Annotated in this window: 24 protein-coding genes; 10 read left to right on the forward strand and 14 right to left on the reverse strand. The window is 65.9% G+C overall.

All coding sequences use genetic code 11. The annotated features are described in order from the left end of the window. Positions 1-37: 37 nt before the first annotated feature. The 11 genes from ML401_RS03080 to ML401_RS03130 form a co-directional block, all read right to left on the reverse strand. Complete coding sequence (locus ML401_RS03080; protein ID WP_285809709.1) at positions 38-772, reverse strand: hypothetical protein; 735 nt, start codon at positions 770-772, stop codon at positions 38-40. 13 nt (positions 773-785) lie between these two features. After that, on the reverse strand, positions 786-1,886 hold the full coding sequence (locus ML401_RS03085) for a tetratricopeptide repeat protein (RefSeq protein WP_285809711.1): 1,101 nt from the start codon (positions 1,884-1,886) through the stop codon (positions 786-788). Positions 1,887-1,912: 26 nt separating this feature from the next. Further along, the gene (locus ML401_RS03090; RefSeq protein ID WP_194405614.1) at positions 1,913-2,245 is read right to left on the reverse strand and encodes a hypothetical protein; all 333 of its coding nucleotides are present in this window, start codon (positions 2,243-2,245) and stop codon (positions 1,913-1,915) included. A gap of 282 nt (positions 2,246-2,527) precedes the next feature. Further along, positions 2,528-2,872, reverse strand: a complete 345-nt coding sequence (locus tag ML401_RS03095; RefSeq protein ID WP_285809713.1) for a hypothetical protein — start codon at positions 2,870-2,872, stop codon at positions 2,528-2,530. Then, positions 2,863-3,639, reverse strand: a complete 777-nt coding sequence (locus ML401_RS03100) for a hypothetical protein (protein ID WP_285809715.1) — start codon at positions 3,637-3,639, stop codon at positions 2,863-2,865. The genes ML401_RS03095 and ML401_RS03100 overlap by 10 nt, the downstream gene beginning before the upstream one ends. 2 nt (positions 3,640-3,641) lie before the next feature. Further along, positions 3,642-3,977 carry a hypothetical protein gene (locus ML401_RS03105; RefSeq protein ID WP_211420017.1) on the reverse strand — a complete coding sequence of 112 codons (336 nt, stop codon included), beginning with the start codon at positions 3,975-3,977 and terminating at the stop codon, positions 3,642-3,644. Further along, positions 3,977-4,219 carry a hypothetical protein gene (locus tag ML401_RS03110; RefSeq protein WP_194405618.1) on the reverse strand — a complete coding sequence of 81 codons (243 nt, stop codon included), beginning with the start codon at positions 4,217-4,219 and terminating at the stop codon, positions 3,977-3,979. The genes ML401_RS03105 and ML401_RS03110 overlap by 1 nt, the downstream gene beginning before the upstream one ends. A 206-nt stretch (positions 4,220-4,425) precedes the next feature. Beyond that, positions 4,426-6,003: a murein L,D-transpeptidase family protein gene (locus ML401_RS03115; RefSeq protein WP_285809720.1), complete on the reverse strand. Its 1,578-nt coding sequence runs from the start codon at positions 6,001-6,003 to the stop codon at positions 4,426-4,428. A 377-nt stretch (positions 6,004-6,380) separates the two neighbouring features. Continuing rightward, positions 6,381-7,343 (reverse strand): acetyl-CoA carboxylase carboxyltransferase subunit alpha, encoded by a 963-nt coding sequence (locus ML401_RS03120; protein WP_285809722.1) that lies wholly within the window; start codon positions 7,341-7,343, stop codon positions 6,381-6,383. Between the two features lie 182 nt (positions 7,344-7,525). Further along, on the reverse strand, positions 7,526-8,482 hold the full coding sequence (gene xerD, locus ML401_RS03125) for a site-specific tyrosine recombinase XerD (RefSeq protein ID WP_285809724.1): 957 nt from the start codon (positions 8,480-8,482) through the stop codon (positions 7,526-7,528). Between the two features lie 17 nt (positions 8,483-8,499). Further along, on the reverse strand, positions 8,500-8,646 hold the full coding sequence (locus ML401_RS03130) for a hypothetical protein (protein ID WP_207888881.1): 147 nt from the start codon (positions 8,644-8,646) through the stop codon (positions 8,500-8,502). Positions 8,647-8,833: 187 nt separating this feature from the next. On the opposite strand from ML401_RS03130, the gene ML401_RS03135 reads away from it, so the two are divergent. The 3 genes from ML401_RS03135 to ML401_RS03145 all read left to right on the forward strand — a co-directional run bounded on the left by ML401_RS03135 (position 8,834) and on the right by ML401_RS03145 (position 11,995). Beyond that, complete coding sequence (locus ML401_RS03135) at positions 8,834-9,457, forward strand: shikimate kinase (RefSeq protein ID WP_194405621.1); 624 nt, start codon at positions 8,834-8,836, stop codon at positions 9,455-9,457. Beyond that, the gene (gene aroB, locus ML401_RS03140) at positions 9,454-10,602 is read left to right on the forward strand and encodes a 3-dehydroquinate synthase (RefSeq protein WP_212065763.1); all 1,149 of its coding nucleotides are present in this window, start codon (positions 9,454-9,456) and stop codon (positions 10,600-10,602) included. The genes ML401_RS03135 and aroB overlap by 4 nt, the downstream gene beginning before the upstream one ends. 88 nt (positions 10,603-10,690) lie before the next feature. Next, positions 10,691-11,995: an HlyC/CorC family transporter gene (locus ML401_RS03145; protein ID WP_194405623.1), complete on the forward strand. Its 1,305-nt coding sequence runs from the start codon at positions 10,691-10,693 to the stop codon at positions 11,993-11,995. Positions 11,996-12,024: 29 nt separating this feature from the next. On the opposite strand, the gene ML401_RS03150 is transcribed toward ML401_RS03145, so the two are convergent. After that, complete coding sequence (locus ML401_RS03150; protein ID WP_194405624.1) at positions 12,025-12,294, reverse strand: BolA family transcriptional regulator; 270 nt, start codon at positions 12,292-12,294, stop codon at positions 12,025-12,027. A 106-nt stretch (positions 12,295-12,400) separates the two neighbouring features. Between ML401_RS03150 and ML401_RS03155 the strand changes: the two genes are divergently transcribed. Continuing rightward, positions 12,401-13,033, forward strand: a complete 633-nt coding sequence (locus tag ML401_RS03155) for a J domain-containing protein (RefSeq protein WP_194405625.1) — start codon at positions 12,401-12,403, stop codon at positions 13,031-13,033. Positions 13,034-13,217: 184 nt separating this feature from the next. Here the strand turns inward: ML401_RS03155 and ML401_RS03160 are convergent, their stop codons facing one another. After that, positions 13,218-14,309 carry a citrate synthase/methylcitrate synthase gene (locus ML401_RS03160; protein ID WP_285809731.1) on the reverse strand — a complete coding sequence of 364 codons (1,092 nt, stop codon included), beginning with the start codon at positions 14,307-14,309 and terminating at the stop codon, positions 13,218-13,220. 82 nt (positions 14,310-14,391) lie between these two features. Between ML401_RS03160 and ML401_RS03165 the strand changes: the two genes are divergently transcribed. Next, the gene (locus ML401_RS03165) at positions 14,392-15,612 is read left to right on the forward strand and encodes a citrate synthase family protein (RefSeq protein WP_285809733.1); all 1,221 of its coding nucleotides are present in this window, start codon (positions 14,392-14,394) and stop codon (positions 15,610-15,612) included. 22 nt (positions 15,613-15,634) lie between these two features. On the opposite strand, the gene ML401_RS03170 is transcribed toward ML401_RS03165, so the two are convergent. Continuing rightward, on the reverse strand, positions 15,635-16,294 hold the full coding sequence (locus ML401_RS03170; RefSeq protein WP_285809734.1) for a DedA family protein: 660 nt from the start codon (positions 16,292-16,294) through the stop codon (positions 15,635-15,637). A 294-nt stretch (positions 16,295-16,588) separates the two neighbouring features. Here ML401_RS03170 and cobS point away from each other — a divergent pair, with 294 nt between their 5' ends. The 5 genes from cobS (at position 16,589) to ML401_RS03195 (ending at position 22,572) form a co-directional block, all read left to right on the forward strand. Beyond that, positions 16,589-17,587, forward strand: a complete 999-nt coding sequence (gene cobS / locus ML401_RS03175; RefSeq protein ID WP_028139017.1) for a cobaltochelatase subunit CobS — start codon at positions 16,589-16,591, stop codon at positions 17,585-17,587. 52 nt (positions 17,588-17,639) lie between these two features. Then, positions 17,640-19,541 (forward strand): cobaltochelatase subunit CobT, encoded by a 1,902-nt coding sequence (cobT, locus tag ML401_RS03180; RefSeq protein WP_194405630.1) that lies wholly within the window; start codon positions 17,640-17,642, stop codon positions 19,539-19,541. Further along, positions 19,538-20,608 (forward strand): esterase-like activity of phytase family protein, encoded by a 1,071-nt coding sequence (locus ML401_RS03185; protein ID WP_285809740.1) that lies wholly within the window; start codon positions 19,538-19,540, stop codon positions 20,606-20,608. The genes cobT and ML401_RS03185 overlap by 4 nt, the downstream gene beginning before the upstream one ends. A gap of 134 nt (positions 20,609-20,742) precedes the next feature. Beyond that, complete coding sequence (locus tag ML401_RS03190) at positions 20,743-21,855, forward strand: NADH:flavin oxidoreductase/NADH oxidase (RefSeq protein ID WP_285809742.1); 1,113 nt, start codon at positions 20,743-20,745, stop codon at positions 21,853-21,855. 309 nt (positions 21,856-22,164) lie between these two features. Then, positions 22,165-22,572 carry a hypothetical protein gene (locus ML401_RS03195; RefSeq protein ID WP_212065771.1) on the forward strand — a complete coding sequence of 136 codons (408 nt, stop codon included), beginning with the start codon at positions 22,165-22,167 and terminating at the stop codon, positions 22,570-22,572. Positions 22,573-22,717: the final 145 nt, after the last annotated feature.

Below are 22,717 nucleotides of genomic sequence, written 5' to 3' on the forward strand. Positions count from 1 at the left end.
GGTCGCGAATCAATTCAACGGAAAGCGGCTTTCATGGTCACGTCTTCCGCGGGCTCGGAATGATCTGGATGTGCCGTGCGATGGCTTTGATCAGCTCGGGGTCCGCGACCGAGGTCGCGACCGGCGGCGCAGGCTTCCCCTCGAGCGCCTGGCCGATCGTGTATCGCGCGTCATCCCTGGCCGCGATCTTGTCGCGATGGAAGGCGACGATTTCGGCAAAGGGATATTCCAGCTCTTCGGCCGTCAATTCGGCGATCAGTGCCTCGGCGGCCTCCCAGCTCGATGCGCGCCGCAGGACGTCGAGCAGGAGCAATCTGGTGTCGAGCGAGGTGATACGCGAGCCTTCCAGATGACGTGCGGCTTTGAGGCGGAGTGCCGCCGCCTCGGACGGCCGGTTGGCGTCGTCGCAGACCCAGGCCGCGGACAGCGTGCTCAGGAACGCCGATCTCCGTTCGCCGTCATGGGCATGCTGCGCGGCGCGCACCAGGAAGCGGCGCGATGCCGGGTCGGACGATGGGTCGCGTGAGGCGGTGAGGAATTCGGCCGTATCAAGGAAGCTGCGCGCCTTCGCATCGCCCTTGTCGATGCTCGGGGCCACGTAGCCGCAATAGGGGCACTCCTGCAGCCAGCTTCCAATGGTCCAGCGGTACATTTTCGGCGGCCGCTGGTCGAGGTCGGGTGAGCCGCGCGTGTTCGAGCTCATGAGCACGGAATGCTCGGAGGACTTGCCGCAGCAATGGCATTGCAGTCTCTCGGTTCTGTAATCTGTCATCGGAGGTCGGGTCCTACGCTCCCCATCGCTTTCGAAGGTTGCGGCGATGCATCTCCGAGGCCTCGACCAGCGTCTCCAGCACGCCGCCGTGGGGCCCCGCCTTGTTGCCTGCCAGATCTGCCGTTCTGTACCGAGAGGCCGGCTTTGCGGGGTCGAGGAATGCCCGCAGCACCGAGAAGCCCCGCTCCAGGGTCGGCTCGGCGGCTTGCGAGCCTTCGCGCGCATAGCCGGCGGCGAGCTCGGCGAGAATCCAGAGCAGGGCCGCAGCGTCCTCTCCATAGGTCTGCTCGCTCATCGCGAGGAGCCGCTTGAGCAGAGGTTCGGCCTCCCAGAACTCTCCACAATCCACATAGGCCGAAATCATCGCGGCGAGAGCTTTCCGGACCTCGAAGCTGTCTGCTCCAAATCGCTCCTCCATGATGCCGAGGCCCTGCGCGAAGGCGGTCACGGCCTTGCGCGCACGCTCGCTCCTGAGCCTGCGGTCCTGCAGATTGCTGGAATTTGCGTGGGTGATCGCAGCGGTCAGCAATGTCCGTGCCGCTTCCTCGCTGCGCTCGCCGAATATCTTTTGCTTCAGATGCAAGCTGCGTTGCAGGTTCGCCTCAGTGGCCTCCCATTTCTTCAGCCGCGCCCCGATCTCGGCGAGCGTGTCGACGGCGGCTGCCATCTCGACGCTGACGGCGCCGTGGATCGTCTCGAGGATCGAGATGCTTCGCTCCAGGAGAGCTGCGGCGCGCGCGTAGTCACCAAGAAGGGCCCATCTTCGCGCGATGGCCTCGCATTCCCCGGCGGTCTGCCGGCTGTTCTCACCAAAGAGCGCGGACTTGATCGCCAGCCGCTTCAACTGAAATGGCTCGACGAGCTTGAAGTCGACGCCGCCTGCCTTGCTGATCCAGGAGTTGAGGTCGCCCAGGATGGATTGCGGCCCGTGCAGGCTTTCCTGGATCGAGATGCAACGGTCGAGAAAGGGTATGGCTTCGACGGGATCCTCACTCCGGCAGATCAGTCCGATCAGCGTTCGCAGGGCCGTGACGACCTCGTCGCTGATTGGGCCGTGGCGCTTTTCCAGCCCGGCGATATGTCGAAGGTGGTTCTCTGCATAGCAAGATGCCATGGACCGTCTCGCTTACCCCCAGCCGCTCAAAGCCGCATCCTGGCCAGTTTCTCGTCGTGTGCCCGGCGCGGACGCGAGCCGAATGTCTTCTTGCACATTGGCCCGAAGGCTTCGGCAGACGCCAGCGCGCTGGCCCCGACATCTGCGGGTCGTGCCTCGAATCTCTTCACCCGACCGGTCTGCCCAACGACGGCGGTCACGTCGCAGAAGAAATCCTCGTGCCGCCCGGCCTCGTCGGGTCCTTCGAAGGAGGCGGTCGTCTTCAACCGCCAGCGATAGGCCCGGTCCTGATCCCTGCGGCCGGACGCGACGATCTGGTCAGGGTGGCCGTATTTCTGCATCAGCGCGACGATGCTCATTCCCTTGAAATCGTCGCGCGGTCTGCCCTCGGCGGCCTGGACCGGAATTGCGACAGTCGCGAGCAGGAAAAGAAGTGTCGCGTGAGGAGGGAAAGTGGGTTGCAGCATGCCTTTGGCTCGATGGGACGGAGCAGAAAGAATTCTGATTACGTCCTCGCAACGCGGCTTGCACGTGCAATCTTCAGCCGAGCATGCGGGCATTGGCTGGCACGTGTGGACATTCGGGAGCCGAGCTTGCGAAGCGCCGTTTCGAGTGCTCTGTGAAGGACCCTGCTCCAGTTGCTAGCCACCACGCGCCGAACTATCACCACCCTCCGTGATCGAAGCCGGCTCCGTCAGCGTGACGCGCCGCCGCAAGCCGAATCCCGCGCATAACAGTGTCACCGGCAGCAGGACGGCCGCCCAGAGATAGAGCTGATTGATCTCTTTCTCCATCCGCTGAATCTGGACGTTGGTCTGGTAAATCGTGTCCTTGGTGGCAAAGAGCTGCAGCTGATTGATCTCTGCCTTTCGGCTCGCCACGATCGTGCCGAACGTCGCCAGCTCGACCAGGAAGATCACGACGAAGACCCAGCCCCATTTGCGCCTGGGCCCGACTTCGATCGTTTCATGCGACGCTAGCTGCACAGCTTGTCCCGACAGACGCAAGTGTGGCCCCCATTCGCCGATTGTAGCCTCACGCCGCTGATCGATGGAATGAGGAAGGTCTGCGGAGCCCGCACGACGAACGATTTGGACGGGCAGACCAATTGGGGCTGCCCCGTGGACGGCGGCGCGCCGCTTGCGGATGCGTCGGTGAATTGCACCGATATGTTGTAGGCGCCAGTGCAGGAGGAGCTGACCTTGTAGCTCGGCGCTCCCGTCTGATCGAACTGTCCGGTCGGCAGGACGGTGATGCAGCGGCAGGCCGCGGCGTCGGGCGGGGTATCGGACAGCGTGCAAGGCCCGCCGCGCCCGAGATAAGCCTCCACCCAGCCCCGGCACTGGCGCAGCAGCCTCTGGACCGGCGGATTATGAGCTTGTGCGCTCACCGCCGCATCGAAGGGAGATTCACCGAGTTGCTTGTGCGATTCGAAGGTCCCTCTCGCGCCGCGATCGGCGAGGATCCAGTCGACATTGATCTTCGCTTCGGCTTCGAGCTGCGCGCTGCAGGACCCGCCGGCCCCGGAGCAGCGGTTGGTCGCCGTGTTGCAGGCGCAATCGCGGACGGCGGCCTGACGGCAGTCGAGCGCCGCATCGAGGCCACGCTTCTGGACGCACAGTCCCGCTGCACGCGTGATGTCGTCCCCGCAGCTTTGGGCCCGTACCGCCTGGCTCCCGAGCATGCAGAAGGCGAGCAGCACGAAGACAAGCCTGATCCAGGCGGAGACGTTGCAACGGACGATGAATCGCATGCCTATCGACCTGAAATGCCGCTCTCGCGAGAGCGCTGAACCGTCCCGCTGCCTTTCGCATAGGGAGCGCAGCGGGCTGCCTCGCCGTAGCCGGGAATCCAGCGGTATTCGCCGGGACCGCATTTGAGGCCCTGCGCCTGATCAGGAGGCTGTTCCGAGCCGGCCGTGTCGGGCTGACATGGCGCGGCTTCAGCGGCAGCGCGGCAGGAGACCGCCTTGTCCAGATCCCCTGCCATGCACGCGATGACCCGCTTCATGACTTGATCGCCGCAGGAAGCCGCGCTCGCCGGGGCATTGCCAATGAGGATGGCAATGACGGCGAGAAGCGCGGCTCTCATCACCAGCAGCCCGCCGCCACCCCGGCCTTGTAATAGGCGTCCATGCAATCCTTGAAGGCGCCGGCCTGGCCGGAGCTTCCGCCGCCGATGTTCTGCCAGCTGGTCTTGCACTGGTTGTAGGCCTGCCGGATTTGCTGACATGCCGGAGACGCCTGGGCCACCTGGATGTTCGAGCGCGGGTAGCTCGCCGTCTGTTCCGCGGCAAACGCCTGCGTGGACAGCAGCAGAAGAATGGTCAGCATTCCGGCCTTCATGAATCCCCCCGGGGTTGTTGAGTCTGTGGCTCAGCCGGTGGGAATCCTAGGATGCCCGCCATTCCTCCATCATGACCCAAACGGGTCAGGCCGCGCGAATTCGCGCGCAGCAATCGGTTGGCGTGGAAGAATGGCCTTCTTGCGCACGTGCGGCTTTATCGGAAGGCGAGGGCCCCAGAGGCGGCGGCGGCCGCTTACTTCATCGCCGAAAATCGGCTGTCGAACGAGTTCGACGACACCACCGGTGCTGCGCCGGAGAGTTGGCCGCCGCTGCTCGGCGGAGGCGGCGCGCTGTCGAACGCCGACGACTTTTGCGCCGGACGCGTCTGGGCGAGGCGCGTGTCGGGCTTTGCCGGCTCCGCCGGCTTGGCCGTCGCAACGGCCGGCTTCGGCGCGTCCTTCGCAGTGTCCTTGGACTTGTCGTGTCCCGGCACAAAGCGGGTCACGGCAGCCTTGAGCCGCGACGCTGCGGTCGTGGGTGTCGTGGTCGTGGCGGCGGGCGCCACCGATGCGGTTGCCTGCGGCGGCGGCGTGGTGGCCGTAGTGTCGGATGAGCCCATGCCCATCTTGCGGCCGAGATTCGAGAAGAAGCCGGATTTCTCTTGAGCCTTTTCGGCAGGCTGAGCCGTGGCGACGCGGGTGCCGGTCGCGGGCGTGCTGACGGCGGCCACCGGCTCTTCCTGCGGCGTGGGCGCCGACGCGACCGCGTCGAGATTCGGCTTGGGCGGATTGACGTGGCCGGGGATGGTGCCCGGCGCCTTGGCCATCGCCAGCATCTGCAGCGTGGTGCCTTCGGCGCCTTCGGACAGGCCCGTGGAGCCTTCCGGAATCTTCGCGGCGAAGATCTTGTTCATGCCGCCGTCGATGCCGGTGTTCATGCGCGCCACCGGCGTGCCCTTGGCGACGAGCCTGGCGTATTCCGCTTCGTCCTTGGCTTGCTTGCCGCGCACGGCGGCGACGACGTCCTCGGGGATCACATAGGCCGGGCACTTCGCGGAGGCGTCGAACACGGGATCGCGCTTCGCATCGGGCGCGCGGGTCGCATCGAACACGTACTTCTTCTCGCAGAAATCGACCTTCGGCTCCTGCCGCGTTACCTCGAAATGATCATAGCCTTCCTTGATCATCTTCCAGAACGGCATGTTCGGATTGTTCCGGTGCTTGGCCATGTTCACCGGCGTCATCTTGAACGGATAGGCCTGCAGCTGGAACGCCTTCTGGCCGCCGAAGAAGGATTCGCGGCCGAGCGAATAGATCTCCGCGATCTGCTCGTCCGTCATCGCGTAACAGCCGCGCGAAGAACAGTCGCCATGCACCATCAGCTGCGAGCCGGTGCGGCCCAGCGCCTTGTCGAACGCGTTCGGATAGCCGGTGTTGAACGAGAGATAATACGCCGATTGCGGATTCATCTGGCTCGGATTGATCGAGTAGAATCCCTCCGGCGCCTGACGGTCGCCTTCGCGCACCTTGGGGCCGAGGTCACCCGACCAGCGGCAGATCGGATAGGTCTTGAGCAGCGCGAACTGGCCGCTCCGGGTCTGCTTCCAGACCTCGAGCTCGGCCTCCTGCTTGAACAGGCGCACCAGGATCGGCGATTGCAAATCCATGTCCTTCTCGACCATCGCGGCGAGAAGCTTCGGCGGCACCGGCTGGTTGGCCTTGGCGTTGGTCGCGAGCGAGACCTGGTCGGTGTCGCAGCCGGCCAGCAGCACGCTGGCCGTCATCAGCGCAACCGAAGCCAAGAGCGCGCGAGCAAGCGAACGAGAAATCAAGATGGACCCCACACCGTGCCGGGCAGAAAGCGCGAACCCCAATTCGTTTGGCGCGTGATCCGACCGGACAACCGGACCCGTCATGACGGGTTCTTTCAGCTCACGCCCCAGCGCTTATGCCCTGAAGCCATTGATTAAAATTCTAACCTCTGGGTCATGTGGTCGCAACCCGAGCGGGGATCACGAGCCCGTTGGCCCGTCGGCATGGTCAACGAAGACTGAATGGACGCGACTTGAGACGGAACTTTGGCCTTTCGGCCCCATCAGGACTCAGATCGCCGATTTGGGCAAAAAAAGGGTTAACGCGGGGTTACTGGGCTGTTCCGGGGGCGGTCTCTCGTGCCGCACCGCGTCCGGGACACGGAAATCGGCCCGAATCAGCCCAGTTTCCGGCCGATATCGAGGAATTTCTGCCGGCGCTGCTTGCGGATGGCGTCGCCGTCGAGGCCCCGGAGCTCGTCGAAGGCCTTGGCGATGGCCTCACCCGTGGTGGCGATCATGGCGGCGGGGTCGCGATGGGCGCCGCCGACCGGCTCCTTCAGGATGCTGTCGATCACCCCGAAGCGGAGCATGTCCTGGGCGGTGATCTTCATGTTGTTGGCGGCTTCCTGCGCCTTGGTGCCGTCGCGCCAGAGGATCGAGGACGCCGCTTCCGGCGAGATCACGCTGTAGATCGCGTGCTCCAGCATCAAGACCTTGTTGGCGGTGGTGATGGCGATGGCGCCGCCCGACATGCCCTCGCCGGTGATGATGGCAACGTTCGGCACGGTCAGCGCGAGGCAGGCGTCCGTCGAACGCGCGATGGCTTCGGCCTGGCCGCGCTCCTCGGCGCCGATGCCGGGATAGGCGCCGGCGGAATCGGCGAGCGACAGCACCGGCAGGCCGAACCGCTCGGCCATCTCCATCAGCCGCACGCATTTGCGATAGCCCTCGGGCCGCGCCATGCCGAAATTGTGCCGGATGCGGCTCTCGGTGGAATCGCCCTTTTCCTGGCCCATCACGCAGATCGGCTCGCCGCGGAAGCGGCCGAAGCCGGCGACCAGCGCCTCGTCCTCGCCGAACTTGCGGTCGCCGGCGAGCGGGGTGAATTCGGTGATCAGGCCCTTGATGAAGTCGTTGAAATGCGGCCGCTGCGGATGCCGCGCCACCAGCGTCTTCTGCCACGGCGTCAGGTTCTGATAGAGGTCGGCCAGCGCCTGCGCCGCCTTGTCCTCGATCCGCCCGATCTCGTCGGAGATGTCCGTGCCGGAGGCAGCCAGCGTCTTGAGTTCGTCGAGCTTGGAGTCGAGCTCGGCGACGGGCTTTTCAAAGTCGAGATAGCTGCGCATCTGGTCTTGCATCAACTCAATATAGGGGGACGGGGCTCGAGAGCGAAGCGAGGTCGGGGCCGCGATAAGAAGTAGAGCGTTTTCAACGGTTTGGCCTGTGCGCTCCTGGCAGGGGCCAAATCATGCGTGAGGCCCCGGCTCTTTCTGCGGAGATGTGGCCGAAGTCAAGGCGGTTTCCTTCACCTCTCGCGCTCCTACTTCTCCGCCAGCGGGTGCAGGTCGCGCACCAGGCTCTTCAGCCGCTCCTCGACCACATGGGTGTAGATCTGGGTCGTGGAAATATCGGTGTGGCCGAGCAGGGTCTGCACGATGCGCAGATCGGCACCATTGTGCAGGAGGTGGCTGGCGAAGGCGTGGCGCAGCACATGCGGGGAGACCAGCCGGGCCTGCAGCCCCGCTGCGACCGCGAGCTCCTTGAGGTCGCGGGCGAAATGCTGCCGCGTCAGATGTCCGCTCTCGCCGAACGAGGGGAAGAGCCATTTCGAGGCGGCCACGCTGTTCTTCTTGTCGGCGTTGGCCGCTTCGGTCGCGGCGAGATGATCCGCCATCGCCTGCCGCGAGGCCTCGTTGAGCGGCACCAGCCGTTCCTTGTTGCCCTTGCCGCGCACCACGATCATGCGGGCATCGCGCTTGGCCGCCGAGCGCGGCAGCGCCATCAGCTCGGAGACGCGCAGGCCCGTGGCGTAGAGCACCTCGAGCAGGCAATAGAGCCTGAGCGCGCGCAGCCGTTTCGACGGCGAGGCATCTTCCGCCTCGCTCAATTCCTTGGCGCGGCGAAGCATGCGGTCGACATCTGATATCGACAGCACTTTCGGCAGGCCGCGGCCGCGCTTGGGTCCGGACAGGATCGCGGCGGGATCCTCGGCTCGGATACGCTCGTTCAGCAGGAAGCGGTAGAGATGCCGCATCGCCGACAGCCGCCGCGCCACGCTGGTGGATTTGAAGCCGCGGCTGTCGAGATCGGCGAGATAGTCGCGCAGCGTTTGCGTCTCGGCATCTACAAAGCTGTGGCCGGCGCGGCCGAGAAACTCCGAGAAATCGGTGAGGTCGCGGCGATAGGCGTCGAGCGTGTTGGGGCCGGCGCCCTGTTCCGCCGCGAGCATGTCGAGGAACAGGCCGGTGAGCTTGGCGTCTGAGGGCGGATTGCGCATGCCCGGGAGCCTAGCTCCTATTTCTTGAGGAACTTATCCGGCGGAATCGTTACCGTCATTTCCCGCGACTTGGGACTGACGAAATTGGCAAGTGCGAAGACCATGCCATAGACGATGCCGGCGATCACGGCGACGACCGTCAGGAAGCGGAACAGGCTGGGCATCGTTGCAGGGTCTCGGTCGAGGGACTTTCGGTCAAGCCCTTGGCGGGCAAATTAACCAATGAAATCATCCAACATGTTCGCCGTTTCGGTGCAAGAGTCCTCTGGCGAGGCCCCCTCCGGGGTCGTATAGGTGGCCAAAGCGTGCCGCCTTTGGCGGCAGATCGAGCGAGATCCACCGAGCGAGACAATGTCCGACGCCGCGTTGCCGATACCAGCTTCGCCCGAGGCCGACATCCTGTCGGCGCTGGGCGCGCGCTCGATCGTGCTCGTCGGCATGATGGGGGTGGGCAAATCCACCATCGGCCGTCGCATGGCGCTCAGGCTCAAGCTGCCCTTCGTCGATGCCGATACCGAGATCGAGACGTCGGCCCAGATGACCATCCCGGAGATCTTCGAGCGCCACGGCGAGCCGTATTTCCGTGACGGCGAGGCGCGGGTGATTGCGCGGCTGCTCGACAGCGGGCCGGTGGTGCTGGCGACCGGCGGCGGTGCCTTCATGCGCGAGGAGACGCGCGCGCGCATCGCGGCAAAAGCGGTGTCGATCTGGCTCAGGGCGGACCATGACGTCATCATGCGCCGCGTGCGCCGCCGCGCCGACCGTCCGCTTCTGCAGACCACCGATCCGGAAGGCACCGTCTTGCGTCTCCTCACCGAGCGTGAGCCGGTCTATGGCCATGCCGACCTCACCATCGCCTCGCGCGACGTGCCGCACGACAGGATCGTCGAGGAATGCATCGCGGCGCTGCATGCGCATCTTTGCGGCGAACAGGCCGCCCCACCACCTGCCGACGTCGCGAGTGCCGCACGATGACCGCCCCCTTGAAACATTCCGATCCCGTCAAAGTCGAGGTCGCGCTGGCGGATCGCGCCTATGACATCGTCATCGGCCGCGGCGTGCTGGCCTCGCTCGGCGAGCGCGTGGCGCGTCTGCGGCCGGGCGTGCGCACCGCCATCGTGACCGATCGCACCGTGGCAAAGCACTGGCTCGAGCCCGCCGAGGCTTCGCTCGCGGCCGCCGGCATTCCGACCTCGCGCATCGTCGTCGAGGAAGGCGAGATCTCCAAGACCTATGCCGGCCTGGAGAAGGTCAGCGAGGCCTTGATCGCCGCGAAGATCGAACGCAACGATCTCGTCATCGCGCTCGGCGGCGGCGTGGTCGGCGATCTCGCCGGCTTTGCCGCAGCGATCCTGCGCCGCGGCGTCGATTTCGTGCAGGTGCCGACCTCGCTGCTGGCGCAGGTCGATTCCTCCGTCGGCGGCAAGACCGGCATCAACTCGCCGCAGGGCAAGAATTTGCTCGGGGCCTTCCACCAGCCGGTGCTTGTGATCGCCGACACCGCCGTGCTCGACACGCTGTCGCCGCGCCAGTTCCGCGCCGGCTATGCGGAGGTCGCCAAATATGGCGTGCTCGGAGATGAGGCCTTCTTCTCCTGGCTGGAAAAGAACCATTCCGACATCGTCAAGGGCGGCTCGGCGCGCGAGCACGCGATCGCGACCTCCTGCCGGGCCAAGGCCGGCGTCGTCTCCCGCGACGAGCGCGAGACCGGCGAGCGCGCGCTGCTCAATCTCGGCCACACTTTTGGTCACGCGCTGGAGGCGGCGACCGGCTTCTCCGACCGCCTGTTCCACGGCGAGGGCGTCGCGATCGGCATGACGCTGGCGGCGCAGTTTTCGGCGAAGCTCGGCATGATCGGCGAGCAGGACGCGGCGCGCGTCGAACGGCACCTCATCGAGGTCGGCCTGCCGACCCGCTTGCAGGATATCGCCGGCTTCGCGCAGGAAGGGCTTGCCGACGCCGACGCGCTGATGGCGCTGATGGCGCAGGACAAGAAGGTCACGCGCGGCAAGCTCACCTTCATCCTGCTCGAAGCCGTCGGGCGCGCGGTGATCGCCAGGGATGTCGACCCGGCCCCGGTGCGCGACTTCCTCAAGGAGAAGCTCGCGCAGAAGGTCTGATGCGCGGCTGATTATCGCCAAGCGTCTTCGCGCGAATTGGATACCGGTTCGCGTTGAGTAAACGCGTCAAGAGAAACTAGAGTGGTGCATGGATTGGCTCGGATTCACCATCGTCGTCCTCTGCCTCCTGGTCTCCGCGTTCTTCGCGGCCAGCGAGACCGCGCTGACCGGCGCCTCGCGCGCCAGCATGCTTCGCCTCTCCAAGCAGGGTAATCGCGACGCCGATGTCGTCTCCGATCTGCTCGACATGCGCGAGCGCCTGATCGGGGCGCTGCTGCTCGGCAACAACATCGCCAATATCGGCTCCTCGGCGATCGCCACCGCCATCTTCACGGCCTGGTTCGGCGATGTCGGCGTGCTCTATGCGACCGGCGTGATGACGGCGCTGGTCGTGATCTTCGCCGAGGTGCTGCCCAAGACCATCGCGATCAACGCGCCCGATCGGGTCGCACTCGCGGTCGCGCGCCCGATGCGGCTCACCATGTACGTGCTGGGGCCGCTGCTGCGCATCGTCGAGGTCATCGTGCGCCTGTTGCTGCGCCTGTTCGGCCTCGCCGGCGAGCACCAGGCGATCCTGTCACCGACCGAGCGCCTGCGCGGTGCGGTCGACCTCCTGCATCACGAGGGCAAGTTCGAGAAGCAGGACCGCGACATGCTCGGCGGCCTGCTCGACCTGCGCGAGCTCCAGGTCTCCGACGTCATGATCCATCGCACCGAGATGATGATGATCAACGCCGATTTGCCGCCGGAGGAGCTGGTGCGCGAGGTGCTGGCGACCGAGTACACCCGCATTCCGCTGTGGCGCGAGAAGCCGGAGAACATCATCGGCGTGCTCCACGCCAAGGATCTCCTGCGCGCGATCCGCGCCGCAGATGGCGACACCTCGCGCATCGACGTCTCAACCATCGCGCTGCCGCCCTGGTTCGTGCCGGAGATGCGGCCCGTGTCCGAGCAGCTCAAGGCCTTCCGCCGGCGCAAGACCCATTTCGCGCTCGTCGTCGACGAGTATGGCGAAGTCGAAGGTCTCGTGACGCTGGAAGACATTCTGGAGGAGATCGTCGGTGACATCTCCGACGAGCACGACGTCGTGGTCGCCGGCGTGCGCGCCCAGCCGGACGGCTCGGTCGTGGTCGACGGCTCGGTGCCGATCCGCGACCTCAACCGCGCCATGGACTGGCATCTGCCCGATGAAGAGGCAACGACGGTCGCCGGCCTCGTCATTCACGAGGCGCGCTCGATCCCCGACCGCGGCCAGAGTTTCACCTTCCACGGCTTCCGCTTCCGCGTTCTCCGCCGCGAGCGCAACCGCATCACCGCGCTCCGTATTTCACCGGTGCCGCGCGAGGCGGAGCTGGAAGAGGCCAAGCCGAGACGCGCCGGGACGTCGTTTTGATTCTCCTACCCTCCAGAGAGGGTAAGCAATCAAGCTTCCCCGGGTGCCTTGGCCTGGATCGCCAATGCGTGCACGCTGGCAGCGAGTTCCGCGGCCAGCGCCGAATTTATCATGCGATGGCGATCGACCCGGCTCTTCCCTTTGAAGGCATCAGATACAATATAGACCCGAAAGTGCGTCTCACCGCCCGGCCGATGCCCGGCGTGGCCCTCATGCAAATGTGACTCATCGACGACTTGCAGGCTTTCCGGCGTGAAAGCTTCCTGCAACTTGTTGCTGATAGTGTCGACCATAGCCATGTTGTGCCATTCGGGTGCAGAGATCACGCCCCGTTAATTGCCGGGTTTGCGGCGAATTGCAATGTCAAGACTTGAAGGTTTTTGCATTGCGTAGTCAAAGTCAGCCATGCCGATCGATTCATCAAAATTCTTCGACTCCATCCGCGTCAAGCCGCGGGGCAAGCAGCCGGAAGTGAAGCCGCGCGACACCGCGGTCGGCTGCGAGTGGGCCGGATGCCAGAACAAGGGCGCACACCGTGCCCCGAAGGGCCGCGAGAACCAGCGCGAGTACTGGCACTTCTGCCTGAACCATGTGCGCGAGTACAACCAGAACTACAATTTCTTCTCGGGCATGAACGCCGATGCCGTTGCGCGCTACCAGAAGGACGCGCTGACCGGCCACCGCCCGACCTGGAAGATGGGCGCCAATGGCGGCAAGAAGGGTGCGGAAGCCGAGATCGATATGGCGTCCGATCCGTTCAGCATGTTCTCGGAGATCAACGGCCGCGCGAGCTGGCGCAAGGGCCCCGAGGCCGCGCCCCAGGCCGAGACGCGCAAGGTGATGAATGCCGAGCGCAAGGCGCTCCAGGTGATGGGCCTCGGCCCCAATTCCACGCTCGCCGACGTCAAGACCAAGTACAAGGCGCTGGTGAAGCAGCACCATCCCGACGCCAATGGCGGCGACCGCTCCACCGAAGACCGCCTGATCGAGATCATCAAGGCGTATAATTATCTGAAGACGGTGGTGCGCGAGGCCTAAGGCTACGCTCCTTTCTTCCTTCTCCGCTTGCGGCAGAAGGTGGCGCGAAGCGCCGGATGAGGCGTATCTCTCCGCGGTTTCACCGCAAGAGATTCGCGCACGGAGACAACCCTCACCCATCTCGCCGCCGCGCGGCGATCCACCCTCTCCCGCAATGGGGAGAGGGAAAGCACGTCGGACGACCTCACTCCGGCATCGCCCCGACATAGGACGAGCTCGGCCTGATCAACCGCCCCGTGCGCTGCTGCTCGCGCGCATGCGCGGTCCAGCCTGCGGCGCGCGCCACCGCGAAGATCGGCGTGAACGCCTGGCGTGGAATCGCCAGCGCATCGAGTAGGATCGCGGTGAAGAACTCCACATTCGTCTCCAGCGGCCGCTCCGGATTCTTCTTGCGCAGCGCGCCGCGGATATAAGCTTCGACCTCGCCGGCGAACGGCAGATCGGTTCCGTTCGACGCCAGCGCCTCGACCGCGGTCTTGAGCACGTCGGCGCGCGGATCGCGCACGCGATAGACGCGGTGGCCGAAACCCATCATGCGCTCGCCGCGCGCCAGCGCAGCGTCGACCCAGGGCTGGATGCGCTCGCGCGAGCCGATTGCGTCCAGCATTTCCAGCACCGGCTCCGGCGCGCCGCCATGCAGCGGACCGGTCAGCGCGCAATAGCCTGCGGTCACCGCGGCGAACAGATCGGCCTGTGTCGAGGCCACCACCCGCGCGGTGAAGGTCGAGGCATTCATGCCGTGATCGCTGGCGGTGACGAGATAGGCGTCGAGCGCGGTGACTTCGCGTGCGGCGGGCGCGCGTCCGTGCAGCATGCGCAGCGTGTCTGCGGCATGACTCAGCGTTGGATCGGGGGCGACCGGCTCGAGCCCTTTGGCGCGCCGGACCAACGCGCCTGCGATCACCGGAAACGCGCCGACGATCGTCGCCTCGTGCTCCAGTCCCGGCTCGGCGCGAAGGCCGGCGACAGCCGCACGAAATCCGTCGATGACCCCCATGCCGCGCGTTGCCGGCAACAGGTCCGGCAGGCGCGCAAAGGCGCGCTCGCGCCCCGCGCCCAGGCTTGCCCGCACATTGGCTTCGCTCAAGGTCGTCTTGCTGGCGCCGTTCCAGAGCCGGGCGGTGACGCCCTCGAAGCTCGACTGGCTCGCCAGCCGGCCGACCTGCTCCCCGGCAATGATCAGCTCGCCGCGCTCGCCATCGACATGGCTTAGCACGGTCTCGGCCGCGGGAACGCCGTCCAGCCCGATCTGACTTTTGGTGAGGTGGATATTCATGGCCCAATCTCCCTTTTGCACTGCACGGGCGGAAAGGTCGGGCCTCTCGACAGATTGATCAATCTTGATTACATAAATCAATATGAATAATTCCGACGGCCTCTATCTCTCCGCCCGGGAAGCCGCGGCCGAACTCGCGATCTCGCCGGCCACGCTCTACGCCTATGTCAGCCGCGGCCTGATCCGCTCCGAGCCGACGCCGGACTCGCGGAAGAACCGCTACCGCGCCGAGGACGTCCGGGCCCTGAAGGAGCGCCGGGTGCCGTCGCCTGAGCCGCGGGGTCTGCGCAGCTTCGATGCCGACCTGCCGGTGATGGACACGGAGATCTCGACCATCACCGAGGAGGGCGCGATCTATCGCGGCGTCAATTGCGTCGATCTTTCCGAGAACGACACGCTGGAGCACACCGCGACGCTGCTTTGGGATGTCTCCGACGTCGATCCGTTCGCGCCCGACAATCAGCCTGCGCTTTCCGAGGAGATGCGAACCATCGCGCAGGCCGCGCGCCGGGCGGCGCCGATCGATCGCGCCATCGCCGTGCTCGCGCTGGCCGCGAGCGTCGATCCCCGCGCCTTTACCCGGGCGCCCGACGGCCGCGCGATGGTCGGCGGGCGCATCGTCCGGCTGCTGGTCGCGACCATGCTCAATGCCGAAGCCTCGGCCGAGCCGTTGCACCAGCAGATCGCAACAGCCTGGGCGGCGGACAACAAGCACGCGCCCGATTTGATCCGCCGCGCGCTGGTGCTGCTCGCCGATCACGAGCTGAACGCCTCGACCTTCACCGCGCGCTGCGCGGCCTCGACCGGCCTCAACCTGTACGATGCCGTCATCGCCGGCCTCGCCGCGCTGAAGGGCCCGAAGCATGGCGGCGCCGGCGTGCTGGCTTCGCAACTCGTCAAGACGCTGATCGACCGCGACGTCGCCCCTGTTGTGCGCGAGCGCGTCGCGCTCGGCGAGCGTTTTGCCGGTTTCGGCCACGGCGTCTACAAGCGCGGCGATCCCCGCGCGCAGTCGCTGCTCAACGCGCTGTCCCGCGCCGGCGCGCCGCGAAAGTTCACCCGCGAGGTGCCGGAGCGGATCGCGGAAGCCACCGGCGAATTCGTCAACATCGATTATGCGCTCGCCGTGCTCGTGCACGCGCTGCGCCTGCCCGCCGGCAGCGAGCTCGCTCTGTTCGCGATGGCCCGCAGCGTCGGCTGGATTGCGCATGCGAGCGAGCAATTGCAGTTCGGGAAGTTGATCAGGCCAAGGGCAAGGTATGTGGGGCCGGCGCCGGGGCGGAGGGTGGGGGCTGGTTCTTGACCTCTTCAGGCAACGGAGCTGGTCAGGCCCGCGGCTTTGCCGCCACGACACCGCCGCCATTCCGCCGCCGATAGATCCACACCGCCACGCTCCCCACGATCGCAACGCCCACCACGGTCAGCATCCAGATGTGCTTGCCGACATGGCCGTGATGATGCAGCCCGGCATATTCATGCAAGGCCGACACCGCGAGCACGCCCGGCAGCACATGGGCGGGGGCCCAGACCAGGATCGCAGGGATGTTGACCGCGTAGAATTTTGCCGGCGCCATGCCCAGCGCGCCCGCCGTCACCGGGACGAAGGCGCGGATCGGCGGCACGAAACGGGCGAAGAACACGGCCCAGGTGCCGAAGCGGTTGAAGAAGCTTTCGCTCTGCTCGACCACGCGCGGATAGTTGGTCAGCGGCCAGGTGGTGAGGATTTTGCGCTGCTGCCGGTACCCGATGAAGTAGGCCGAGCCGTCGCCCAGCACGGCGCCCGCGGCCGCGGCGAGCAGCACCCAAGGCAGCGCCAGCTCGCCGCCCGGCACCAGGGCGCTGAGCGCCAGGATGATGGTCGAGCCGGGGATCACCGATCCCACCACCGGCACGGCTTCAAGCAGCGCCGCCAGGAACAGGGTCAGATAGGCCAGCCACGGATGGGCCGAAACGAAGGATATCAGGGGATCGAGAAAGGACGTCACGTCGTCTCTTGCGGGGCTGGAGCATGGGGGCTTCGGACCCTACATAAGTAACCGCATACGGCCAAAGTGCCATTCGCAGGAAACGGCGCGGCCCCGCCCGAATTTGGGCGTGATTCGCAAGGCAGCCCTCCAAAAACTGCGTTCCTTGCCTATCTAAATGAAAAGACAACGGAACTTTGATTGAGGGGCGGGCTTCTGCCGGCACGTTGTCTCTGATAGGTTGAGTTTCAGCACCCAGCCGCAGCCAACGTGCGAATAACCGGTTTCGGGACCGCCCGGGACCTCGGAGGATTGATGACGACCGCCGCCATGTCCAAAGTTGAGGAAGTTTCCGGTCTGCCCGACATGAAGGTGTCGGTGCGCCAGGTGTTCGGGATCGACAGCGATCTCGAAGTCCCCGCCTATTCCGAAGTCGATCCTCATGTGCCCGAAGTCGATTCCGACTACCGCTTCGACCGCGCCACCACGCTCGCCATTCTCGCGGGCTTTGCCCGTAACCGCCGCGTGATGGTGACCGGCTATCACGGCACCGGCAAATCCACCCATATCGAGCAGGTCGCGGCACGCCTGAACTGGCCCTGCGTGCGCGTCAACCTCGACAGCCACATCAGCCGTATCGATCTCGTCGGCAAGGACTCCATCGTGGTCCGCGACGGCAAGCAGGTCACCGAATTCCGCGACGGCATTTTGCCCTGGGCGCTGCAGCACAACGTCGCGCTGGTGTTCGACGAATACGACGCCGGTCGCCCGGACGTGATGTTCGTGATCCAGCGCGTGCTCGAAGTCTCGGGCCGGCTGACGCTGCTCGACCAGAACAAGGTGATCAAGCCGCATCCGGCGTTCCGGCTGTTTGCGACCGCCAACACCGTCGGCCTCGGCGACACCTCGGGCCTCTATCACGGCACCCAGCAGATCAACCAGGGCCAGATGGACCGCTGGTCGATCGTCACCACGCTGAACTATCTCAGCCATGACGAGGAAGTGGAGATCGTGCTGGCCAAGGCCAAGCACTATCGCACCAGCGAAGGCCGCGACATCGTCAACAAGATGGTGCGCCTCGCCGATCTCACCCGCAACGCCTTCGCCAACGGCGATCTGTCGACGGTGATGAGCCCGCGCACGGTGATCACTTGGGCTGAGAACGCCGACATCTTCGGCGATATCGGCTTTGCCTTCCGCGTCACCTTCCTCAACAAGTGCGACGAGCTCGAGCGTCCCCTGGTCGCCGAGTTCTACCAGCGCTGCTTCAACGCCGAGCTGCCGGAATCGGCAGTCAACGTGGCGCTGAGCTGATTTCTCCCGGGGTGTCGTCCCGGCTCTCACCGGGACGACGGATCAAGGTGACATGACCACCTCCAACTCCAAATTCCGCAGCACCAAGGAAGCGCCGACCGAGCCGTTCAAGCGCTCGGTCGCCTCCTGCCTGAAGGCGATCGCCAAGACGCCCGAGCTCGACGTCTCCTTCGCCGCCGAGCGTCCGGGCCTCGCGCCCGGCAAGGCGCGGCTGCCCGAGCCCGCGCGAAAGATGACCAAGCGCGATGCCGCGATCGTGCGCGGCCACGCCGATTCCATCGCGCTCAAGATCGCCTGTCACGACGCCAAGCTGCATCGCAAGCTGATGCCGGGCAACCCGCAGGCGCGCGGCGTGTTCGAGGCGGTGGAGCAGGCGCGGGTCGAGGCGATCGGCGCGCGCCGCATGGCGGGCGTTGCGAAAAACCTCACCGCGATGCTCGACGACCATTTCCATCGCGGCAAGTTCGACGAGATCACCGACCGCGCCGACGCGCCGCTGGCCGACGCGCTGGCGATGCTGGTGCGCGAGCGTCTCACCGGCATGGCGCCGCCGACCGCCGCGAAGAAGATGGTCGATCTCTGGCGTCCGATTCTCGAAGACAAGATCGGCAAGCGGCTCGACCGGCTCGACACCCTGGTCGAGGACCAGACCCGGTTCGGCGATGCCGTGCACGACCTGCTGACCGCGCTCGAGCTCGGCGACGAGCGCAACGCCGACAGCGAGGACGACGACAACGACGACGAGAACCAGGACGGCGACAACGACCAGTCCGGCGCCGAGGGCTCGCCCGATTCCGACGCCGCGCAGGAGATGAGCGCCGACCAGGCGCAGGCCTCATCGGAAGAGATGAGCGAGAGCGCGATGGAAAGCGCGCAGGCCTCGACCTCCGACACTTTCGACGACGGCGAGCTCGGCGACGACGAGACGCCGGGCGAGGCGACGCGTCCGAATTCGCACGGCAAGAACGAGCCGCGCGGGCCGGAATACCACGCCTTCGCGCCCAAGTTCGACGAGGTCATCGCCGCCGAAGACCTCTGCGACCATGACGAGCTGGAGCGCCTGCGCGCCTATCTCGACAAGCAGCTCGCGCATCTGCAGGGCATCGTCGCCCGCCTTGCCAACCGCCTGCAGCGCAAGCTGATGGCGCAGCAGAACCGCGCCTGGGAGTTCGATCTCGAAGAGGGCATTCTCGACCCCGCGCGGCTGTCGCGCGTCGTCACCGATCCCTATCATCCGCTGTCCTTCATGCACGAGAAGGAGGCGACGTTCCGCGACACCGTGGTGACGCTGCTGCTCGACAATTCCGGCTCGATGCGCGGACGGCCCATCACGGTCGCCGCGACCTGCGCCGACATCCTCGCGCGCACGCTGGAGCGTTGCGGCGTCAAGGTCGAGATTTTGGGCTTCACCACGCGCGCCTGGAAGGGCGGGCAATCGCGTGAGGCGTGGCTGGCCGCCGGCAAGCCGGCCAATCCCGGCCGCCTCAACGATCTCCGCCACATCATCTACAAATCCGCGGATGCCCCCTGGCGCCGTGCGCGAAAGAATCTCGGGCTGATGATGCGCGAGGGGCTGCTGAAGGAGAACATCGACGGCGAGGCGCTGGACTGGGCGCACAAGCGCCTGCTCGGCCGGCCCGAGCAGCGCAAGATCCTGATGATGATCTCGGACGGTGCGCCGGTCGACGATTCCACGCTGTCGGTCAATCCCGGCAATTATCTCGAGCGGCATCTGCGCCACATCATCGAGGAGATCGAGACCCGCTCGCCGGTCGAGCTGATCGCGATCGGCATCGGCCACGACGTGACGCGTTACTATCGCCGCGCAGTGACGATCGTGGACGCCGAAGAGCTCGGCGGCGCCATCACCGAGAAGCTCGCCGAGCTCTTCAGCGAGACCAACACCGCGCCAACCCAGCCGGCCGGTCGCCCGCGACGCAAATTGCATTCGTGAGCACGCATTCATCCCGCCGCAGCTTTCTCAAATACGCTGCGGCGGGATTTTCCACCATCGCAGCCTCTCGAGTCGCGCTGGCGCAAGCCACGGTCGAGCCTTCGCCGCACGCGCTTGCGAACGAGCGCGCCGTCACCGACCCCGTCAATGTCGAGGTCAACGCACGCGCCATTCCCAATTTCGAGCCGCGTGACCGCACGCGTACCCGGTTCGGCTCGCTGAACTATCGCAGCGGCCTGGTGCTGACCTCGCCCTATCGCGGCTTCGGCGGATTGTCCGGCATCCGGCTGGATGCCAAGGGCGAGCGCTTCCTCGCCGTCTCCGACCAGGGCGGCTGGTTCACCGGGGCCATCCGCTACGCCAATGGCAAGATGGCCGGTCTCGACGACGTCGAGGCCGCGCCGCTGTTAGGGGCCGAGGGTCGGCCGATCACGGAGAAGCGGGGGTGGTGGGATTCGGAATCGATCGCGCGCGACGGCAATCTCGTCTATGTCGGGCTCGAGCGCGTCAACCAGATCCTGCGCTATGATTTTGCCAAGGGCGGCACGCGCGCGCGCGGCGAGGTGGTGCCGGTGCCGGCGGGCGTGCGCAAGCTGCCCTCCAACAAGGGGCTGGAGGCGCTGGTCGTCGTGCCCAAAGGCCAAGCGCTCGCGGGCACGCTGATCGCCTTCTCCGAGCGCGGGCTCGACGCCGACGGCAATCTCACGGCCTTCCTGATCGGCGGCCCCACGCCCGGCCAGTTCAGCGTGCGCCGCATCGAGAAATACGACATCAGCGATGCCGTGCTGCTGCCTTCGGGCGAGCTCCTGATCCTCGAGCGCAAATTCTCCTGGTTCACCGGCGTCAACATCCGCATCCGCGCGATCCCGCTGAAGTCCTTCATGCCGGGTGCGCTGGTCGACGGCCCCGCGCTGTTCGTCGCCGATCTCGGCCAGGAGATCGACAACATGGAAGGCATCGACGCCCACGTCACGCCCGAGGGCGAGACCGTGCTGACGCTGATCTCCGACGACAATTTCTCGATGCTGCAGCGGACGCTGTTGCTGCAATTCACGCTGGCGGAGTAGGGGCGCCGTCTCGCGTCAAGCCGCGGGCGCAATGCATGGCGCCACCACCCGCCATTCGTTCGCGCCGCTGGCAATCCGCCGCCCGCCCACTAAACTCTCTCCACAATCCCGCCCCCATCCCGGAACTCCCCCGCATGTCCGTCCTGTTTTCCCCGATCAAGCTGCGCGGCCTGACCTTGAAGAACCGCGTCGTGGTGTCGCCGATGTGCCAATATTCGGCCGACGACGGCGTCGCCAACGACTGGCACTTCACCCACATCAACAATCTCAGCCTGTCGGGCGCTTCGATGTTCTGCATCGAGGCGACGCATGTCGAGGCGATCGGCCGCATCACGCCGGGCTGTCTCGGGCTCTACAGCGATGCCGGCGAAGCCGCGATGCATCAGATCCTCAGCTCGGTGCGCAAGCATTCCTCCACGGCGATCGCGATGCAGCTCGCCCATGCGGGCCGCAAAGCATCGAGCGCGCGGCCCTGGGACGGCGGCCAGTTGATTCCGGTCAGCGAAGGCGGCTGGCAGACGGTGGCGCCGTCGGCCGTGCCGCACAAGGAGGGCGAGGCCGCGCCGCTCGCGCTCGATGCCGCGGGCCTCAAGCGCATCCGCGAGGCCTTCGTCGATAGCGCAAAGCGCGCCGACCGGCTCGGCATCGATGCCATCGAGCTGCACGGCGCGCACGGCTATCTCCTGCATCAGTTCCTGTCGCCGATCTCCAACCGGCGCACGGACGAATATGGCGGCAGCCTGGAAAACCGCATGCGCTTCCCGCTCGAGATCTACGACGCCGTGCGCGCCGTCTTCCCGCACGACAAGCCCGTGGGCATGCGCGTGTCCTCGACCGACTGGGTCGAGGGCGGCTGGGATCTGGCGCAGACGATTGAATTCGCCAGGGCGTTGAAGGTGCGCGGCGTCGACTGGATCGATGCCTCCTCCGGCGGCGTCTCGCCGCTGCAGAAGATCCCGCTCGGTCCCGGCTATCAGGTGCAGTTCGCGGATAGCATCAAGCGCGAGACCGGCCTGCCCACCATCGCCGTCGGCCTGATCACGGAGCCGAAGCAGGCGGAAGAGATCGTCGCATCCGGCAAGGCCGACATGGTCGCGCTCGCCCGCGGCATGCTCTACGACCCGCGCTGGGCCTGGCACGCCGCCGCCGAGCTCGGCGGCGAAGTCGAAGCCCCGCCGCAATACTGGCGCTCGCAGCCGTCCACGCAAAAGGCGTTGTTCGGCAAGACCACCTTCGGGGCGAGGTAGGGGAGTGCATGTGAGGCGCGACGGCGGCGCCACAACACCGCTGTCGTCCCTGCCTAGTGCGCAATTGCGCACGGACCCATACCGCGTGATCTCACGATGATCCGCGGTCTGCGTTGACAACTTAACTGACAGCCGTCGCCAAACTACTCCCTGTGGTTATGAGTCCCAGCGTTCGCAGGGACGACGGCGGGATGTGAGGTGAGCGCTTTCGCCTCACCATCCCTCACGCCTCCGTAACTCTCCTCACCTTCCACCCCCCGCAAAACTGGCCTAACCTCCGACTCCTTAACACCGCAACGGAGGCCCGCCATGCGGTTTCGTGTTCGCAAAACGGCTCACATCTTCGAGCGCGTCGGACTTGCGATGGCGGGGGCGGCATGCGGGCTGTTCGTCGGCGCTTACGTGGGCTCGGCGATATCGGCGCTGACCACGCAGGGTTTCCTGCTGCTGATGATGCTGCTCGGCTTCGTCGGCTTCTATCTCGGCATCGACACGCCGCAATTGCCGTTCGACGACGCGCATAGCGAGATCGACGCCGCCGAATTCCTCAGCGCCGCCGGCACGCTTTGCGCCACGCTCACCGCGCTCGCCTCCGTCGCCGTCATCGTGCTCCGCCTCGATCCGCACATGGCCTGGACCTGGCTCGCTCTGTTCGGCTGGATCGCCGGCGTCGCCATGCAGATCGTCGGCGGCGCGAAAGCGCGGATGCGGAAGTAGGCGGGGCATTTGTTGGAGAACAAGCGTGCTCCGGGCTCGGTCACCTCTCCCGCTTGCGGGAGAGGTCGCGCCGAAGGCGCGGGTGAGGGCTCTCTCCTCTCGGGGGCTCTCGCTTGCGGAGACACCCTCTCCCCAACCCTCTCAG

It is taken from the genome of Bradyrhizobium sp. 62B (assembly GCF_030272265.2).
In the GTDB taxonomy this organism is placed as follows: domain Bacteria; phylum Pseudomonadota; class Alphaproteobacteria; order Rhizobiales; family Xanthobacteraceae; genus Bradyrhizobium.

Bases quoted from the DNA above. Each gene is read 5' to 3' on its own strand.
- ML401_RS03150 (WP_194405624.1), bottom strand. From the start codon at position 12,294: ATGGCTATGGTCGACACTATCAGCAACAAGTTGCAGGAAGCTTTCACG.
- ML401_RS03160 (WP_285809731.1), bottom strand. From the start codon at position 14,309: ATGAATATCCACCTCACCAAAAGTCAGATCGGGCTGGACGGCGTTCCC.
- aroB (WP_212065763.1), top strand. From the start codon at position 9,454: ATGACCGCCCCCTTGAAACATTCCGATCCCGTCAAAGTCGAGGTCGCG.
- ML401_RS03090 (WP_194405614.1), bottom strand. From the start codon at position 2,245: ATGAGCATCGTCGCGCTGATGCAGAAATACGGCCACCCTGACCAGATC.
- cobT (WP_194405630.1), top strand. From the start codon at position 17,640: ATGACCACCTCCAACTCCAAATTCCGCAGCACCAAGGAAGCGCCGACC.
- ML401_RS03110 (WP_194405618.1), bottom strand. From the start codon at position 4,219: ATGCTGACCATTCTTCTGCTGCTGTCCACGCAGGCGTTTGCCGCGGAA.
- ML401_RS03155 (WP_194405625.1), top strand. From the start codon at position 12,401: ATGCCGATCGATTCATCAAAATTCTTCGACTCCATCCGCGTCAAGCCG.
- cobS (WP_028139017.1), top strand. From the start codon at position 16,589: ATGACGACCGCCGCCATGTCCAAAGTTGAGGAAGTTTCCGGTCTGCCC.
- ML401_RS03190 (WP_285809742.1), top strand. From the start codon at position 20,743: ATGTCCGTCCTGTTTTCCCCGATCAAGCTGCGCGGCCTGACCTTGAAG.
- ML401_RS03130 (WP_207888881.1), bottom strand. From the start codon at position 8,646: ATGCCCAGCCTGTTCCGCTTCCTGACGGTCGTCGCCGTGATCGCCGGC.
- ML401_RS03080 (WP_285809709.1), bottom strand. From the start codon at position 772: ATGACAGATTACAGAACCGAGAGACTGCAATGCCATTGCTGCGGCAAG.
- ML401_RS03100 (WP_285809715.1), bottom strand. From the start codon at position 3,639: ATGCGATTCATCGTCCGTTGCAACGTCTCCGCCTGGATCAGGCTTGTC.
- ML401_RS03105 (WP_211420017.1), bottom strand. From the start codon at position 3,977: ATGAGAGCCGCGCTTCTCGCCGTCATTGCCATCCTCATTGGCAATGCC.
- ML401_RS03145 (WP_194405623.1), top strand. From the start codon at position 10,691: ATGGATTGGCTCGGATTCACCATCGTCGTCCTCTGCCTCCTGGTCTCC.
- ML401_RS03085 (WP_285809711.1), bottom strand. From the start codon at position 1,886: ATGGCATCTTGCTATGCAGAGAACCACCTTCGACATATCGCCGGGCTG.
- ML401_RS03195 (WP_212065771.1), top strand. From the start codon at position 22,165: ATGCGGTTTCGTGTTCGCAAAACGGCTCACATCTTCGAGCGCGTCGGA.
- xerD (WP_285809724.1), bottom strand. From the start codon at position 8,482: ATGCGCAATCCGCCCTCAGACGCCAAGCTCACCGGCCTGTTCCTCGAC.
- ML401_RS03135 (WP_194405621.1), top strand. From the start codon at position 8,834: ATGTCCGACGCCGCGTTGCCGATACCAGCTTCGCCCGAGGCCGACATC.
- ML401_RS03165 (WP_285809733.1), top strand. From the start codon at position 14,392: ATGAATAATTCCGACGGCCTCTATCTCTCCGCCCGGGAAGCCGCGGCC.
- ML401_RS03120 (WP_285809722.1), bottom strand. From the start codon at position 7,343: ATGCAAGACCAGATGCGCAGCTATCTCGACTTTGAAAAGCCCGTCGCC.